The sequence below is a fragment of the Muricauda sp. MAR_2010_75 genome, assembly GCF_000745185.1.
GTDB lineage: Bacteria > Bacteroidota > Bacteroidia > Flavobacteriales > Flavobacteriaceae > Flagellimonas.
In genome coordinates this window covers 4,304,035-4,320,750 of record NZ_JQNJ01000001.1, presented here as the reverse complement: position 1 = coordinate 4,320,750, position 16,716 = coordinate 4,304,035, and the positions used below count along the sequence as shown (strand labels likewise).

At 41.3% G+C, this 16,716-nt stretch carries 16 protein-coding genes; all 16 read left to right on the top strand.

Annotated elements, in window-relative coordinates:
• Positions 1-8: 8 nt before the first annotated feature.
• The 16 genes from FG28_RS19495 (at position 9) to FG28_RS19420 (ending at position 16,388) form a co-directional block, all read left to right on the top strand.
• The gene (locus tag FG28_RS19495) at positions 9-1,139 is read left to right on the top strand and encodes a Gfo/Idh/MocA family protein (RefSeq protein ID WP_036385767.1); all 1,131 of its coding nucleotides are present in this window, start codon (positions 9-11) and stop codon (positions 1,137-1,139) included.
• A 326-nt stretch (positions 1,140-1,465) separates the two neighbouring features.
• Positions 1,466-1,840, top strand: a complete 375-nt coding sequence (locus tag FG28_RS19490; RefSeq protein WP_036385766.1) for a Dabb family protein — start codon at positions 1,466-1,468, stop codon at positions 1,838-1,840.
• Between the two features lie 5 nt (positions 1,841-1,845).
• On the top strand, positions 1,846-2,973 hold the full coding sequence (locus FG28_RS19485) for an acyltransferase (RefSeq protein ID WP_036385764.1): 1,128 nt from the start codon (positions 1,846-1,848) through the stop codon (positions 2,971-2,973).
• Positions 2,974-3,144: 171 nt separating this feature from the next.
• A complete protein-coding gene (locus tag FG28_RS19480; protein WP_036385762.1) occupies positions 3,145-3,588 on the top strand; it encodes a DUF3237 family protein in 444 nt (147 codons plus the stop codon).
• 11 nt (positions 3,589-3,599) lie between these two features.
• Entirely contained in the window at positions 3,600-4,022 is a 423-nt protein-coding gene (locus FG28_RS19475; protein ID WP_051947508.1) for a cupin domain-containing protein, read from the top strand.
• A gap of 73 nt (positions 4,023-4,095) precedes the next feature.
• A complete protein-coding gene (locus FG28_RS19470; RefSeq protein WP_036385760.1) occupies positions 4,096-4,920 on the top strand; it encodes a helix-turn-helix domain-containing protein in 825 nt (274 codons plus the stop codon).
• A 57-nt stretch (positions 4,921-4,977) separates the two neighbouring features.
• On the top strand, positions 4,978-6,384 hold the full coding sequence (locus FG28_RS19465) for a pyridoxal-dependent decarboxylase (protein ID WP_036385759.1): 1,407 nt from the start codon (positions 4,978-4,980) through the stop codon (positions 6,382-6,384).
• Positions 6,385-6,608: 224 nt separating this feature from the next.
• Positions 6,609-7,454 carry an EboA domain-containing protein gene (locus tag FG28_RS19460; RefSeq protein WP_036385757.1) on the top strand — a complete coding sequence of 282 codons (846 nt, stop codon included), beginning with the start codon at positions 6,609-6,611 and terminating at the stop codon, positions 7,452-7,454.
• 4 nt (positions 7,455-7,458) lie between these two features.
• Complete coding sequence (locus FG28_RS19455) at positions 7,459-8,367, top strand: TatD family hydrolase (RefSeq protein WP_036385755.1); 909 nt, start codon at positions 7,459-7,461, stop codon at positions 8,365-8,367.
• On the top strand, positions 8,367-9,266 hold the full coding sequence (gene eboC, locus FG28_RS19450) for a UbiA-like protein EboC (protein ID WP_036385753.1): 900 nt from the start codon (positions 8,367-8,369) through the stop codon (positions 9,264-9,266). The genes FG28_RS19455 and eboC overlap by 1 nt, the downstream gene beginning before the upstream one ends.
• Before the next feature lie 3 nt (positions 9,267-9,269).
• Positions 9,270-10,439: a 3-dehydroquinate synthase gene (locus tag FG28_RS19445; RefSeq protein WP_036385752.1), complete on the top strand. Its 1,170-nt coding sequence runs from the start codon at positions 9,270-9,272 to the stop codon at positions 10,437-10,439.
• Positions 10,436-11,626 (top strand): metabolite traffic protein EboE, encoded by a 1,191-nt coding sequence (gene eboE, locus FG28_RS19440; RefSeq protein WP_036385750.1) that lies wholly within the window; start codon positions 10,436-10,438, stop codon positions 11,624-11,626. Before FG28_RS19445 ends, eboE begins: the two co-directional genes overlap by 4 nt.
• The gene (locus tag FG28_RS19435; protein ID WP_036385749.1) at positions 11,623-12,996 is read left to right on the top strand and encodes an alkaline phosphatase family protein; all 1,374 of its coding nucleotides are present in this window, start codon (positions 11,623-11,625) and stop codon (positions 12,994-12,996) included. Before eboE ends, FG28_RS19435 begins: the two co-directional genes overlap by 4 nt.
• A gap of 2 nt (positions 12,997-12,998) precedes the next feature.
• Positions 12,999-13,361, top strand: coding sequence for a transmembrane 220 family protein (locus FG28_RS19430; RefSeq protein ID WP_036385748.1), 363 nt, complete (start codon positions 12,999-13,001; stop codon positions 13,359-13,361).
• 124 nt (positions 13,362-13,485) lie between these two features.
• Positions 13,486-15,645 carry a TonB-dependent receptor gene (locus FG28_RS19425; protein ID WP_036385746.1) on the top strand — a complete coding sequence of 720 codons (2,160 nt, stop codon included), beginning with the start codon at positions 13,486-13,488 and terminating at the stop codon, positions 15,643-15,645.
• Between the two features lie 116 nt (positions 15,646-15,761).
• Positions 15,762-16,388, top strand: coding sequence for a hypothetical protein (locus tag FG28_RS19420; protein ID WP_036385745.1), 627 nt, complete (start codon positions 15,762-15,764; stop codon positions 16,386-16,388).
• Positions 16,389-16,716 lie beyond the last annotated feature (328 nt).

Below are 16,716 nucleotides of genomic sequence, written 5' to 3'. Positions count from 1 at the left end.
TATAAAACATGAGTAAAAAAATTAATGTGGCCATTATAGGTCTTGGTTTCGGAGCAGAATTCATTCCAATCTATCAAAAGCACCCAAACGCGGAAATGTATGCCATTTGTCAGCGTAACGAGGAGAAAATGAACGCTATTGGTGACGAATTTGGAATTGAGGTACGTTACACAGATTATGATGAACTCTTAAAAGACCCAAATATTGATGCGGTTCATATCAACACCCCCATTCCCAATCACGGGGAACAATCCATTAAGGCTTTAAAAGCAGGGAAGCATGTAGCATGTACCGTACCTATGGCAACAACCGTAGAAGAATGCAAACAAATTGTGGAATTGGTCAAGGAAACGGGTTTGACCTATATGATGATGGAAACTGTGGTGTATGCACGGGAGTTTTTGTTCATGAAAGAGTTGTATGACAAAGGAGAACTGGGAAAAATTCAATATTTAAAAGCCAGTCACCAACAAGATATGGACGGATGGCCCAATTATTGGCCGGGACTGCCTCCAATGCATTATGCGACCCACTGCGTGGGACCCGTGTTGGCATTGACAAAAGGTGAGGCCGAATATGTATCTTGTTTTGGTTCGGGAACTATTCGAGAAGAACTTATCCCTATTTACAATTCTCCATTTGCGGTAGAAAGTACCCATATAAAATTCAGAAATTCAGATTTGAGCGCGCATGTGTACCGTTCACTTTTTGATGTGGCACGTCAGTACCGTGAAAGTTTTGAAGTATATGGCTCCAAAAAATCAGTGGAATGGCCCCTAATAGAAGGGCATCCTCTGGTGGTGCATACGGCTAAAAAGCCGGAACCCGAAATACCTGAAGAAGTGGAATCACCAGATTACGCCAGGTATTTGCCGGAAGAAATCCAACGTTTTACCACCAAAGGGGTTTACGATACGGACGATAATCAACACTTATCCTTTACGCAAGGTGCCGGTCATGGAGGTTCACATCCGCATTTGGTGCATGAGTTCGTTAATGCACTAATAAAAGGGGAAGAACCGTATCCAAACGCTAAACAATCTGCCAATATCACCTGTGTGGGTATTTTGGCGCACGAGTCGGCCCTGGAGGGGGGTAAGCAAATTAGTTTACCGGACTTCACCTTAAGTGACAAATAGTTTTAAAATATCTTCTTAAAAAGAGAAAAGCCCCAATTAAAACTGTTGGGGCTTTTTATTGAAGTCAAGCATCGTATACTCGTTATATTGTGGAGACACAATACGTGGGAAAGGTTTTCTGCATTACAAAACGAATTCTGGATGTATTTTTATAGCTCAAGCTGAACACTTCTGTTCGGCTTTTTTGTTTCTCCTAATGACTAAACAGAATGTATGGTTTGGCTCAAAAGTTAATATTCTGACCTTCCATTTAAGATGTCGTTTTTTCACAATTACCCGTTGAATCGACAATCTACTTTTGAACGCAAAATCACAATATTAAAATGATGAAAACAATTGTAAGAATTCTATTGACTGTGTTGATTCTTGTTAGCGCAAACCATGCAAAGGGACAAGGGCAAATTATAAATGAAAAGAACAAGCCTTTGACCAAGATGCTGCTCTTTAAATGGAACGAAGAAGCCACGGAAGGGCAAAAATCCGAAATGGTTGCCCTATTTACAGATTTGGTAAAAGAGGTGGATGGTTTTGACGCCTTTGAAATAACAAAGCTTGTTTATTCCTATAGATTTGAAGCTTCCTTTGTTTTGAAGTTCAACTCTGAAGAGGCGGAAAAACGGTATAGGGCGCATCCCAAGCACCAGCAATTGGCCAGTTTGGGCCCCAAGCTTGTCAAGGATTTTCAAGAAATACAGTATTAGGGGAGATGAAAGACTCGTCATATATAGATGCGTTGACCCCGTTAAGGGGAATTGCTGCCATTTGGGTGGTTGTTTATCACTATGATCAATTAACGACCTTTACGGGATTGGACTATCTAGTGTCCCCCAAAACAACACTATTGTTGTCCAAAGGGTATTTGTTTGTTGACTTCTTTTTTCTTTTGAGCGGTTTCATTTTGGCCCACGTATATGGTGAACGCTTTCAAAATGGAATCAATCTTAAAAATGCTTGGAAATATTTATGGGCTAGGTTTAGTCGTTTATATCCGCTTCATATTTTTTGCCTGCTCACCCATATTGTTGTGGCCATTGTGTTGGTAATTGGATTTCCCAATGTATGGGAAAAATTTGGACACATGTATGCCTTGGAGGGTATCCCGGTACACTTGGTCTTGGGTCAGGCTTGGGGCTCGGAGTATTGGCTAACGTGGAATGTGCCATCCTGGTCGGTTAGCGCGGAATGGGCCATCTATATGGTTTCTCCCATCCTCTTTCTGCTTTTTTACCGGGGCAATCGAATAGGTCAATGGATCATGGGGCTTTTTTCATTTGTAATACTAGAGGCCATTGTGCAATGGAACGTAAAGCACTCATTGGATGCAACCTTTGATTTGGGCATCTTTAGGTGCTTCGCAGAGTTTAGTCTTGGAATTATCCTATACAACCTCTTTCAATCGGGAATAGGGAAAAGATGGTTGGGCAACGACATCTCTTTTCTTGGCGCTGCCACAGGGGTTCTCCTGATGCTGCATCTAAAGGTTAATGATGTGTGGGTGATTCCCTGTTTTGCACTACTGATTTTGGCCGCTTCCCACAACAAAGGAAGAGTTAGAAAAGTAATGAAATTGTCAGTGGCCCAATATTTAGGGAAGATTTCGTATTCCATTTACATGATGCAAGGTCTTTGGCTGAGCTTATATTGGATGGGATTGGATAGCTGGTTGCAGGAAAGATCGGGCGTTGTTCCAGAAACCTGGATTCTTGTTCTTGTTGTAACTGCCCTTTTGTTCATTAATATAGTCACCGCAGCTTGGTCCTATCACAATATAGAGGTTCCTATCCAAGAAAAGCTTAGAAAGTTGAGTTTTAAAAGGTCTTTGCACCTACAATGATTACAGAATTAAAACTCAAGCCCAAGAATAAGGGTAAAGACCTTGAATGTTTCGATTCCAGGGGGCTATTCAGTAGTATTTTGCTGATATACGGAAGTATAAAACGGCGTTTTTTTACAATTTAACCTTTAACGCTCACCGTAGTTTTGCTTAAACTTTTAAATAGTAACAATGGAAGAAATACTAGAAAAAACTGATTTGGAACTTTTGTTTGAAGAACAGGTAACCCTTACCGATTTTGTGGAATACGGGTTCAGCTTACAGGACGTAATGGAAGGTAAGCCCATTCCAAAAAGTGGTGCACGTTTCGACATTTATTTTGAAGGGGATGTCCTTGGAGACAAGATCAATGGTAAAATCACTGGAGTCGATTATTTGGAGATAAGGGCCGATAGACGTTTTTTCCTTAATCTGTATGCCACCATCCTAACCAATGACGGAGCAAGTATTCAAGTGAAGGAAACAGGAATCAACGATCAAGGCACTCTAAAATTGAACATGGAATTCCGTACCAACGATGAAAGATATGAGTGGATGAACCATGCACAAGTGACGGGTCTAGGAGCGGTTGATTTTAATACGGGCAAGGCTGAAGTAAAAGGATATTTAATTTAAAAAGAAACAATATGACAACAGTAAATCTAACTGAGATTGAGCTGAACGAATTTGTTGGAAAAGAAGACAAGAACCAACATTGCAAAGCAACATTTCCATTGATTGGAGCCCATGGTTCAAAAAAATTGGCCACGGTGTATTTTGAACTGGAACCTGGAGACCATTTGGGAAGGCATACCGATAGTGCAGAGGAACTTTTGGTAATCCTGGATGGAACAGTGGAGGCTTTGGTAGGAACTGAAAAACAAAAAGCTGAAAAAGGGGCATTGGTGCTCGTACCGGAAATGGTTCCCCATGACTTTAAGAATATCGGAGCCACTACAGCCAAAATACTCGGTGTTTTTGGAGGCGCCAATAATATTGTGGCAACATTTGACAATGAAATGCTGCCCACTGAATCGAATGTAGTGGATACTTCATTGCTTTTTAGTTGATATATAATGGTTTATAATTATTTTAGCGCACTCAAAACAGCATAATTTAGATAGACGGAAGCAATTTCAAAAAATGAACGTCAAGTTTTCAGAATACAGACCTTCCCCAGCATTGGGTTCTTATATACAAGCGTATTATACAGGGGATTTTAACCTGTATTCTGAAAACAATTTTGTGCAATCCGTCGTTCCGAATGGTTGTATTGAATTGATCATTCACCTTACCCACGACCATTGCGAGCTGGTCAAGGAAGACACTTGGGGTAGATCTCCGGAGTTTACGTTGATTGGATTGCAGACCAAACCGTATGAGGTTAGGTTCCATGAGCCCGTGCAGATATTTGGAGTGCGGTTCAATCCAGAAGGGATTTACCATATTTTTGGGGTACCTCCAGCAGTTTTCACCGCTACCTTTGAAAATAGTACGGATGTATTGGGTAATGAATTCAAGGATTATTGTTCCCGTTTAAGGGAATCAACAAGTATCCAGCAAAAAATACAATTGACCGAAGCATTTCTGTTGAAGAACATGCTGGATAACTCCAAAGAATATGATTACGTTCGGATGGCATCCGAAACCATACGTAAGCATCATGGTTTGTTAAGTTTGGAAGAACTTATCCAAAAAGTCCATATCAGTCCAAGGCAGTTGCAACGCGAGTTCAAGAAAAGGTTTGGAATTACCGCAAAGGAATATATGCGACTTTCCCGCCTTAATGCCATTCAAAAGTACATGCAGGTACCCACCTCCTTAAACCTAACGGAGCTGTCTTATGAACATGGCTTTGCCGACCAATCCCATTTTATTAGGGAATTCAAAATGTTGGCCGGGACAAACCCCAGAGGATTTTTAAAAAAGAGAGCGGATTTTTTGACCTTGCCAGTGAACCTGGAATAAGAAACGAATGTAGTATCGCGGGTATTGGATGGACCCAATACCGGAAATCAAAAAAATATGAACGAAGTTTTAAAACGGGATCTCGATCAGATGGGGATTCTTTTGGAAGGTATTAAAAAAGAGGGCCTTTCATTTTTAAGGGATATCAATGAAATTCCAACCTCGACCCAACCCAAAGTACCAGCCGGAAATCCACTCAACCACAAGGGAAAAGGAGCTATTGCAGCTTTTGAAGAGTTCAGCGAACGATTCAAACCCATTATGGTGGGATCGCCCGGACCAAGATATTGGGGCTACGTTACAGGAGGTTCCACTCCCGCTGCCATCATGGGGGATTGGCTTACCAGTATTTATGATCAAAATCCCCAAGGAATAAAAGGGAATGGGGATATCTCCGCATTGTTGGAGTTGGAAGCCCTGGACTTGTTGCTGGAACTGTTTGATCTGCCAAAACAATATACTGGAGGATTTGTAACCGGGGCCATGATGTCCAATTTTACTTGTCTGGCCACGGCAAGGCAATGGTTGGGTAATGAACAAGGTATGGATGTTTCAAAGGAAGGTCTGTTCAACTGTCCTGAGATTAAGGTTTTGAGTGCCACCCCTCATTCATCTTCAATAAAAGCACTGGCATTACTTGGAATGGGAAGTACCAATATTATTCAGGTTGAGACCATGCAAGGAAACCGTGAAGCCATTGCTATGGACTCCTTGGAGCAACAAATCCAAGAACTAAATGGAGCCCCGTTTCTATTGATTTCTAGTGCAGGAACGGTAAATTCAGGAGATTTTGACGATTTTGAGGCTATTTCAGCACTTAAGTCCAAGTACAAATTTTGGTGGCACATTGATGCGGCTTTTGGAGCCTTTGTGAGTTGTTCACCCAAATACAAGCATTTGGTCAAAGGCTGGGAAGATGCGGACAGTATCACAGTTGATGGCCATAAATGGTTGAATGTGCCGTATGAAAACGCCGTCTTTTTTATTAAGGAGAAGCACAACAAGCTTCAGGTAGAGACTTTCCAAAACTCCAATGCGCCCTACTTGGGAGACATCGCTGAGAACTTCAGTTACCTTAATCTCTTGCCCGAAAATTCCCGTAGGCTAAAGGCACTTCCAGTATGGTTCACTTTAAAAGCGTATGGGAAGGAAGGTTACCAAAGCATTGTTGAAAACAATATACAACTGGCCAAGGATTTGGGGGAATGGATTCAAAACCACCATCAACTCGAACTTTTATCGGCGGTAAATCTCAATATTGTGTCCTTCACATGGAAGAACGCGGACCACGAAACCATAGATGAATTTTTAAACAGGTTGAATGCTAGAGGAAAGGTCTTTATGACGCCATCCATCTATAAAGGAAGAAAGGGGATACGGGCCGCACTTGTAAATTGGAGAACAAGCCCAATGGACATAGACATCGCCATAAATGAGATTGAAGCAACTTTGCAATCATTTTAAGATTGCATAAATGTCAATCAGAGCGTTTAGGCAAAAATCTGCAACGCTTTCAAAATAGTGGTAGTAAATTTTTAATAGTCCCATTACCACGGATATATTTTAGGGAAAATATTGGGAAGGGCTTTGGTATCTGAACTTTGGAGCAAAGATAAACGGAAGGGATTAAATAAAATCGTTGAACCCTCGTTATATTTGTAAAACCAAAAGATTCTAGTCTAAACCTTATGGCCAAAACCTCTAAAGATTATCTCTCCGATATTCTAAAAATAAATTTAAGCGATTCTGAATTCCAATGGTTGACAAGTGCTGTGGAGCAAATCTCGAAAACCAAAAGCAAAAAGGATCTATATATAACCTATAGTCTGTGCACATCCAAAGTCCAGGATAAGCCCATTACAGATTTTGGAACTCTTGAGTACGAATGGAAAAGTTATCTGGAAACACAAAAGGCATCAACCTTGGACATTGCAAGGATTTTTGTTCTTTCTTCGGTACTGTATGCTGGCGAAGAGTTTTTAAAGCCCGTACAGCAACTCATTCAAGTGGCGGACAAAACCGAACTGGAAACGTTCCTAAAATATTTGGTTTTGTTGCCAGAACCTAAGAACTTTAATTTTGCGGCTGTGGAGGCACTACGAACGAATATTGCCACGGTTTTCAATGCCATTTCCCAATATAATCCATACCCATCCCAATATTTTACCACCGCTGAGTGGAACCAAATGTATCTCAAAGCCGCATTTATGCAGCAAGATTTGAAAAAGATACCGGAAATCGAGAAAATGGCCAATAAGGATTTGGCACGAATCATCTCCGACTATGCCCACGAAAGATGGGCAGCTTCCAGAGCAATTGATCCGATGTTCTGGAGACCCGTATCCAATTTTTTGGAAGGTAATCTGATTGATGATATCGAACGTTTGTTCAAAAGTGAAGATGAAAGGGAACAGAAGGCAGCAACTTTGGTATGTTTCCATTCAAACGCAGATAAAGCAAAAACCTTGCTCAATACATACAACACCCATCTGCAAAAAGTAGAGGAGGGTAAACTAACCTGGAAAAATTTATAATACAATGGATGATAAAATGATGATCATAGACCCACACGTGCACATGACCTCAAGGACAACGGATGATTATGAGGCCATGGCAGCAGCTGGGGTCGTTGCGGTAATAGAACCTTCCTTTTGGTTGGGACAGCCTCGAACACAAGTGGGCTCATTTCAGGACTATTTCAGCAGTCTTGTAGGCTGGGAACCGTTTCGGGCTTCACAATTTGGAATAAAGCATTATTGCACTATTGGTCTTAACTCAAAGGAAGCCAACAATGTGCCCTTGGCTGAAGAGGTGATGGAATTGTTGCCACTCTACCTTCACAAAGAAAATGTTGTCGCCATTGGAGAGATTGGTTATGATGATCAGTCTGCGGCAGAAGACCGTTTCTTCAGGGAACAATTGGAGTTGGCCAAGGCCTTTAACATGATGGTACAGGTACACACCCCGCACAGGGACAAAAAAGCAGGTACCATTAAAAGTATGGAAGTTTGTTTGGAACATGGAATCGATCCTGGAATGGTGGTGATAGATCACAATAATGAAGAGACCGTACAAGAAGTGCTGGACCGTGGTTTTATTGCGGCTTTTACCATCTACCCCAAAACCAAAATGGGCAACCAACGTATGGTGGAAGTGGTAAAGAAGTTCGGTAGCACAAACATTATAGTGGATAGTTCTGCTGACTGGGGCGTAAGTGACCCATTGGCTGTTCCCAAGACGGCTAATTTGATGCTTCAAAATGGGGTGGCACGTGAAGATGTCGTAAAAACATGTTACCAAAATGCCCTGGACTTTTTCGGAAGATCAGGTAAAATGAAAGAGGAGCATTGGTTAAGCCCTGAGGCTATCGATCAACGAAAACTATTCAATGATAATAGCGTTCTTAGAGGTCAGGAGCCCAAGGTGGAGGATAACAAAATTGTTTGATGAGTCCAAAGTTAAAGGCATATCTTCAACTGTGTAGGCCTGCCAACTTACCTACCGCAGCAGCGGATATATTTGCAGGGATTTCCATAGCTGGATTATTTGCTGGTTTAGACGCCTTTGAAATACCGCACAGTAATTTCTTTCCAGCCTTCATTTTGATAATGGCTTCGGTGTTTTTATATGCCGGAGGTGTGGTGCTCAATGATGTCTTTGATATTGAAATTGATAAAGTAGAGCGTCCTGAAAGACCTATTCCCAGCGGTGTGGTACCTTTATGGAAAGCCAGGTTGTTTGGGTTTATCTTGCTTTTGGTTGGAATTAGCTTGGCGTTTCTGGTGAATAAAACGTGTGGTCTTATCTCCATTTTTTTGGCAGTGGCCATTTTGTCTTATGATAAATTTGCCAAGCACCATGCATTTTTAGGGCCTCTGAACATGGGAGTTTGCCGAGGTCTTAACCTTATTATGGGGATCTCTTTGCTGAATGCGATGGAGAATTGGCCCTATGTTTTGATTCCTGTGGTGTTTATCTTTGCGGTTACCATGGTGAGCAGGGATGAGGTCCATGGGAAGAACAAAGGCAATATTGTGCTTGCGGGACTGTTATATATACTGGTGCTGCTAGGTGTATATTATCTTCATTGTGTTTACACAGGTGGAGACCTTTGGTACCTTGTATTTTTAGCACTGTTCGCTTTTATGGTATTTAGGCCATTGATTAATGCATATAAGGAAAATAGCCCAGCAAATATCAAAAAAGCGGTAAAAGCTGGAGTATTGTCCATAATTCTATTGGATGCAGCCATAGCTGTGGCCCATTCCAACATAATTATTGGATTGATTATACTTTTATTATTGCCATTATCAATGTATTTGGCAAAACAATTTGCAGTTACGTAGTATATGGACAAAATTACATTGCCAACCATTCAACAAGAATTTCAAGTACGGTATACATATCAACTATTGTTTACCCAGCATTTATTTGCACTGGAAAATCCGTTGTTTAAAAATGTTTTGGCAGAATACCATCCCAATGAGCCCATAAAATGTCTATTTGTGGTAGATCAGGGAGTATTGGACCATCATTCCTATGTAAGGGGTGAAATAGAGGCATATTGCAAACACTTCGCGAACCAAATCCGGTTTACGGAATTGATTGCAGTGCCGGGTGGCGAGCAAAGCAAAAAAGACCAATCCAGTGTTGAAAAATGTTTGGCAGCTATCAATAGAAATGCTATCTGCAGGCATTCGTTTGTAGTAGCCATTGGTGGAGGAGCTGTGGTGGACATGGTTGGCTATGCCGCTACTATTGCACACAGAGGCGTACAGCTTATCCGGATTCCAACCACGGTATTGGCACAGAATGATGCTGCTGTTGGCGTAAAGAACAGCGTAAATGCCTTTGGCAAAAAGAATTTCTTGGGAACCTTCTCCATTCCGTTTGCCATTATAAACGATTTGGAATTTTTACAGACCCTGGAACAAAGGGATTGGATTGCTGGCGTGGCAGAAGCCATTAAAGTCGCTTTGCTGAAAGACAAGGTTTTCTTTGATTTTATTGAATCCAATGCCGAAGCACTGGCCAATAGGGAAATGGAACCCATGGCCTATCTCATTCATCGATGCGCAGAATTGCACATGGAACATATTGCCAAAGGAGGGGATCCTTTTGAAAATGGCTCTTCCAGACCTTTGGATTTCGGACATTGGTCGGCCCATAAATTGGAATACATGACCCAATATTCCCTAAGACATGGCGAAGCCGTGGCCATTGGAATGGCCATAGATATGGTCTATGCTAAGTTAACGGGCACATTGGGTGAAGATTTGAATAGGATATTCTCCGTAATGAAAAAAATAGGGTTCAACCTTGAGGTTCCTTTAGAAACTGATGCCGAAATCAAAGAGCTTTTAAAAGGAATTGAAGAGTTCCGGGAGCATTTGGGAGGCGAGCTTACCATTACATTTATTTCAGAAATAGGGAAACAGGTAGATGTACACAGCATTGATTATGAAGTAATGGAGCAGGCCGTCCGTAGCTTTATTCTCAAACCCCAAAATTCCTTATGAAAATTCAGGATAAATACCATTTAACCTATTGCACAAATATTCATGCCGGAGGAGATTGGGAGGAAACTTTAGCTAGTCTAAAACAAAATTTACCGGAAATTAAGAATACCGTTTCTCCAAACGATTCATTTGGTCTGGGCTTAAGGCTGGGCAATACAGCCAGTTTGGAATTGACCGATGAAGAACTCCAAAAATTCAAAGATTGGCTTGATGACAATGACTGCTATGTGTTCACGATGAACGGATTTCCCTACGGGAACTTCCATGGAGAACCCGTAAAAGATAAAGTTCACGTACCCGATTGGACTACAAAAGAACGATTGGAATATACGTTGCGATTATTCAAACAGTTGGATTTTTTGGCACCTGAAGGGATGGAATGTGGTATTTCCACTTCGCCGGTTTCCTATAAACATTGGTTTGACACTGAGTCAAAAAAAGAACAGGCTTTTGTTCGTGGTGCACAGCATATGGTCCAAGTGGCATTGCAATTGCATAAAATTGAAAAGGAATCTGGACGATATATGCACTTGGATGTGGAACCCGAGCCCGATGGTTTTTTGGAGAACACCCAAGAAGTACTGGATTTTTACAAGGACTATCTCATTCCCGAGGCAATCAAATCGTTTGAGTCGTTTCAATTGAGTATTGTTGAAGTAGAAGAGCTGCTCAAAAGACATATAACGGTCTGTTATGATGTATGTCATTTTGCATTGGCCTACGAAGCTCCAACTTTAACCTTTGAAAAGTTTAAAGCAACTCATATAAACGTAGGTAAAATCCAAGTGAGTGCTGCTCTCAAGATTTTATACCACAAGGAAAAGGAAGAGGAGTTGTGGAACACCTTGGCCCAATTCAATGAGCCTGTGTATTTGCATCAGGTTACGGAAATGGTGAATGGAAAAGTAAAAACGTACAATGATTTGCCCATTGTTTTGGAAAAAAAGGCACCGTTTGACGAATTGCGCTCCCATTTTCATGTCCCCATTTTCTTGGAAGATTATGGGTTGTTACAATCCACACAAGACCAGATTGTAAAAGTATTGGAGTATTTGGAAGGGCATTTTGTTAGCAATCATATTGAGGTGGAAACCTACACGTGGGATGTGTTGCCGGGCACATTAAAGGTTCCAATTACAGAATCCATTGCAAGGGAGTTGTCCTGGATGAAATCAAGATTAAAATGAAGAAGACCGTTGTCATCAACATTGTAGGACTAACCCATAGATTGATAGGAGAACATACCCCATTTATAAAATCATTTTTGGAAAAAGGAAAAGGTAGTGTGGTGAAACCTGTTTTGCCAGCTGTCACCTGTTCTGCACAAAGTACTTATCTTACAGGGAAGTGGCCCACAGAGCATGGCATTGTAGGTAATGGGTGGTTCTTTAAAGATGAACTGGAGGTCAAATTTTGGCGTCAGGGCAACCCTTTGGTACAATCCCAAAAAATTTGGGACGAGTTAAAAGCACAAGATCAAAAATTTACATGTGCCAACATGTTCTGGTGGTACAACATGTATAGCACCGTCGACTTTAGCGCTACCCCGCGACCCAATTATCTGGCAGATGGCAGAAAAATCCCTGATATTTACACCTATCCGGCCGAGTTGAGAGACAAACTGCAGGCCAAATTGGGCACATTTCCGTTGTTTAAATTCTGGGGACCCAAAACGTCCATAGCATCCAGCAGATGGATTGCCGATGCCACGATGGAAATGGACAAAGAAAACAACCCAACCTTGACTTTGGTGTATTTGCCCCATTTGGATTATAACATACAACGTCATGGGTTGAATTTCAATATCCTTAAAAAGGATTTGAAGGAAATTGATACCGTGGTCAAGGATTTGGTAACATATTACGAAGGACAATCGGCCAATATTGTATTGTTGTCGGAATATGGTATTACGGATGTGTCCAATCCCATTCACATTAATCGCTATTTAAGAAAAAAAGGGTATCTGGGTATCCGAATCGAGAGAGGACTGGAACTTTTGGATGCAGGCGCAAGCGAAGCCTTTGCCGTAGCGGACCACCAAATAGCCCATATCTATGTGAAAGAATCCACAGATTACGAGAAACTACATCAATACCTGAAAACCATCCCAGGCGTGGAAAAAGTCATTCCAAAAAATAAACTGGAGGCCCATCATTTGAACCACGAACGGGCAGGTGATTTTGTTCTTGTGGCTGATAAAGATAGCTGGTTCACCTATTATTTTTGGGAAGACGATGCCGTGGCACCCGATTATGCCCGTATGGTGGACATCCACAAAAAGCCTGGGTATGATCCCGTGGAAATGTTTACCGACCCTTCAGACAAACTTGTTGTGGCCAAGGTCATTTGGAAACTCATAAAAAAGAAATTGGGCTTTAGAACCGTTATGGATGTAATCCCCTTAAAGGCCGAGTTGGTGAAAGGATCCCATGGAAGAACCCCAGAAGACAAGGAGGATTGGCCCATTCTTGTGACCAACGACAAAACCAACTTGCCCAAGCAAGAATTACTTGCTACCGAGGTTTATGATGTGCTTAAAAATCATGTAATTCAATAAATATGGAGACGTTCTTCAAAATTTTCGCAATTGTTTTCACACTGTTGTTTGGCTATGCCATAGTGGTACAATTCAATGACCCAGATGCGCTAAAATGGATATTGATATATCTGGCGGCAGCCGTGGCATCCGTACTTTTTCTGCTTAAGAAGTTGAAATCAAGCATCTATTTTGCACTTACCGTATTCTTTTTGATACTTTTTGTTGTGTATTGGCCAGAAACTTACGAAGGGGTTCAACTGGACCATGGTATGAAAACCGTAAATATTGAAGAGGGAAGGGAATCTCTGGGCTCTTTGATTGCTGCCGTGGTAATGCTGGTATATGCATTAAGGACGCGTTTTTTGAACAAATCAAAAGGCTAATCAATTTTAGGAGAGAGTGTAGCATAATACGGTTCATAAACCGAAAATAACAGTTCGGTTATTCTTTTTATGGCTTTTTGACTAGCTGTATGATTTTTGGGCATCAACCAAAAAGCAAACAGCAATGAAATTTTTTGTACTTGTCCTATTTTCAGCCATAGTATGGACATCTTCAGCCCAAGAAACCATAAGCGGCAAGGTCGTTGACACATCGGGTAGTCCCATTATTGGAGCCAATGTTTATCTAGAAGGCACTTATGATGGGGCCTCAACAGATGAAGCGGGCAATTTTAATTTCCAAACCACTGAAACCGGTACACAAACACTTGTCATCTCAATGATGGCCTACGAGCCACATTATGAAATAGGGGAGGTTTCCTATTTAAAAAACCTTAACATCAAATTGATTGAGGCAGTAAACCAGTTGAGCGGCGTAACCCTATCTGCAGGGACTTTTGAGGCTGGTGATAATTCCAAAGTCTCAGTTCTAAAACCTTTGGATATTGTCACCACTGCGGGAGCTGCAGGTGATTTTGTAGCAGCCTTGCAAACCTTGCCCGGTACCACAACGGTCAATGAAGATGGCCGCTTGTTTGTTCGTGGGGGAAGTGCCGAAGAAACCCAAGTGTTTATTGACGGACTTAGGGTGTTCCAGCCTTTTAATGCCACAACCAACAATGTTCCTACCCGTGGACGATTTTCTCCATTCTTGTTCAAGGGCATTACCTTCAGTACCGGGGGATATTCCGCAGAATACGGTCAGGCTCTTTCCAGTGTTCTCTTATTGAACACCACGGATATACCCGATGAGGAAAAGACAGATATTCAAGTGATGTCCGTTGGAGGGGGGGTAGGCCATACCCAGATTTGGGGCAATACCTCTTTGAGTGTAAATACCAGTTATATCAACCTTTCACCCTATGAAGCCTTGATTCCCTCTACCCAGGGAATGGAATGGAACGATCCTTATGAATCCATTTCGGGAGAGGGTGTATTTCGAATAAAAGGAGATCGAAGTATATTTAAGTTTTACACCGGGTTTAACAGGGCCACCCTGGACATCGCCCAAGAGGACATCAATTTTGAGGATTTGGTCCGGTTTCAACTCAAGAATCGAAATCTATATTTCAATACCTCATACAAGCATTTTTTTGAAAATAATTGGAGCATCTTTGCTGGGGGCAGTATGGCAAGTGACATGAATGAGATTGCAGTGATGGAAGATGTCATTAATGCTGAAGAAATTAATTCCCACATAAAAATCGCAGCCAAAAAAGGATTTTCCAACCGATTTGAATTGAATACTGGGGTTGAACTGTTCAGCACAAAGTATGATGAAACTTATCAAGATTCTGATGGATTTACTTTTGATGGAGGCTATGATGATGTATTGGTAGCAGGTTTTTTGGAAGGAGATATCTTTTTCAGCCAAAATTTTGCTTTAAAATTGGGGGCTAGGGCAGAACACTCCAATGTATTGGACCAGTTTTCCATTTCTCCGCGATTGTCGTTGGCTTATAAGTCCAGTGAGAAAGGTCAATTTTCTTTGGCTTATGGTGATTTCTATCAAAAACCATTGGCTGAGTCCATCAAGTTTGACCAAAGCTTGGATTTGGAAAAAACCTCGCACTACATCCTAAATTACCAATACCTCGATAATGGCATGACCTTTAGGGCGGAGGCCTACTACAAGGATTATGATGATTTGGTAAAGTTTGATACCCCATTTCCTGAATTCAATTCCAATTACTCCAATTTAGGAAAGGGATATGCCGCAGGCATTGATGTATTTTGGCGGGATAACATGAGTATAGACAATCTGGACTATTGGGCATCGTACAGTTATTTGAACACAGAACGCGATTATCGCGATTTTGCAGAGGCTGCCACTCCGAATTTTGCCCCAGAGCACAATTTTTCATTGGTTACAAAATACTGGGTGAACGAACTTCGGTCACAGGTAGGGCTTTCGTATTCCTTTGGTTCAGGTAGGCCCTACGATAACCCAAATACCCAGGAGTTTATGGCCGAAAAAACCAAGACCTACAATAACCTTAGCCTTAATTGGGCGTATTTGATTGACCAGCAGAAGATACTTTACTTTTCAGTGAGCAATGTCCTAAGCTTTAATAACGTAAGCAATTACCAATACGCCAATGTTCCGGACAGTACTGGTTTTTACAATCGGAGGGCCATTACGCCTCCTGCGGACAGTTTCTTTTTTGTAGGGTTCTTCTGGACCATCAGCACCAACTCGAAAAGCAATCAACTGGATAATTTATAACAATTCATCCGTAAAACTTCACAACTCGGTAACCTAACATTTTAAAACCGACTTGGGTACTACATCTTTGAATCAGTAGAAAACCATTCATTAATCCATAAATAAAAACCAGAAAAATGAAAAAACTAGCAACCCTTATTTTAATCGCCGTATCAGTTACAGTTTCGGCCCAAGATCGTTATACTGAAGGTATGTCCAAAGCCATGCAACTTTGGGGAGAACAAAAGATAACCGAAGCCTCCAACCTTTTCGAACGTATTGCCATGGCAGAACCGGACAATTGGTTGCCCTATTATTATGCGGCCCTTGTAAATACCACAGCCTCTTTTGGCGAGAAAGATGAAACAAAATTGACCCAGCAACTGGAAAAGGCCAAGGAATTTGCAGATGTTGCCAAGAACATATCACCAGAAAATCCTGAAATACTTATTTTAGAAGCCATGATCAATACGGCTTGGATAGCATTTGATGGTGAAACTTACGGTATGACCTTGTCGGGTAAGAACACAAAATTGTACAACGAGGCAATGCAACTGGCCCCCAATAACCCTAGAGTAATATTTTCCAAAGCGGAATGGGATATGGGCTCGGCTCGCTATTTTGGAAAGGATACCACGCCATACTGCGAAGATGTGGAAAGGGCCATTGTACTTTTTACAACTACGGAATCCAAAGAAGTACCATTTTATCCCAATTGGGGTGAGGAAAGGGCAAAACAGGTATTGGCGCAATGCCAATCCTAAATAGAGTATTGGATATAGTCAAAACATGGCGCTTTTAATTCCATTGATTCCATTGTATTCAAAGCTTTGATAAAGATTTTCCATTCATAATAAGCTGACTTTTTGCAGGCACATTTGGAAAAAAGGAACGCAAATGACGCTAAGAAGAATAAAAAAGCATCCTCGTAGATTAATTGATTTTGATATTGGTAGAACACTTGAATTCTTTCAAAAAGTGAAGGGTTGAACTTGCAGTGTTAAATAAAAACTTGCCGTATATCGAAATATCATGCGAGACATCCCTTGATATTGCCCATTTTTAAAGGTTTCCCCAACTTTAAGTCATAAA

Excerpts from the sequence above, each read along its gene's own strand:
- FG28_RS19495 (WP_036385767.1), top strand. The coding sequence starts at position 9 with ATGAGTAAAAAAATTAATGTGGCCATTATAGGTCTTGGTTTCGGAGCA.
- FG28_RS19490 (WP_036385766.1), top strand. The coding sequence starts at position 1,466 with ATGAAAACAATTGTAAGAATTCTATTGACTGTGTTGATTCTTGTTAGC.
- FG28_RS19485 (WP_036385764.1), top strand. The coding sequence starts at position 1,846 with ATGAAAGACTCGTCATATATAGATGCGTTGACCCCGTTAAGGGGAATT.
- FG28_RS19480 (WP_036385762.1), top strand. The coding sequence starts at position 3,145 with ATGGAAGAAATACTAGAAAAAACTGATTTGGAACTTTTGTTTGAAGAA.
- FG28_RS19475 (WP_051947508.1), top strand. The coding sequence starts at position 3,600 with ATGACAACAGTAAATCTAACTGAGATTGAGCTGAACGAATTTGTTGGA.
- FG28_RS19470 (WP_036385760.1), top strand. The coding sequence starts at position 4,096 with ATGAACGTCAAGTTTTCAGAATACAGACCTTCCCCAGCATTGGGTTCT.
- FG28_RS19465 (WP_036385759.1), top strand. The coding sequence starts at position 4,978 with ATGAACGAAGTTTTAAAACGGGATCTCGATCAGATGGGGATTCTTTTG.
- FG28_RS19460 (WP_036385757.1), top strand. The coding sequence starts at position 6,609 with ATGGCCAAAACCTCTAAAGATTATCTCTCCGATATTCTAAAAATAAAT.
- FG28_RS19455 (WP_036385755.1), top strand. The coding sequence starts at position 7,459 with ATGGATGATAAAATGATGATCATAGACCCACACGTGCACATGACCTCA.
- eboC (WP_036385753.1), top strand. The coding sequence starts at position 8,367 with ATGAGTCCAAAGTTAAAGGCATATCTTCAACTGTGTAGGCCTGCCAAC.
- FG28_RS19445 (WP_036385752.1), top strand. The coding sequence starts at position 9,270 with ATGGACAAAATTACATTGCCAACCATTCAACAAGAATTTCAAGTACGG.
- eboE (WP_036385750.1), top strand. The coding sequence starts at position 10,436 with ATGAAAATTCAGGATAAATACCATTTAACCTATTGCACAAATATTCAT.
- FG28_RS19435 (WP_036385749.1), top strand. The coding sequence starts at position 11,623 with ATGAAGAAGACCGTTGTCATCAACATTGTAGGACTAACCCATAGATTG.
- FG28_RS19430 (WP_036385748.1), top strand. The coding sequence starts at position 12,999 with ATGGAGACGTTCTTCAAAATTTTCGCAATTGTTTTCACACTGTTGTTT.
- FG28_RS19425 (WP_036385746.1), top strand. The coding sequence starts at position 13,486 with ATGAAATTTTTTGTACTTGTCCTATTTTCAGCCATAGTATGGACATCT.
- FG28_RS19420 (WP_036385745.1), top strand. The coding sequence starts at position 15,762 with ATGAAAAAACTAGCAACCCTTATTTTAATCGCCGTATCAGTTACAGTT.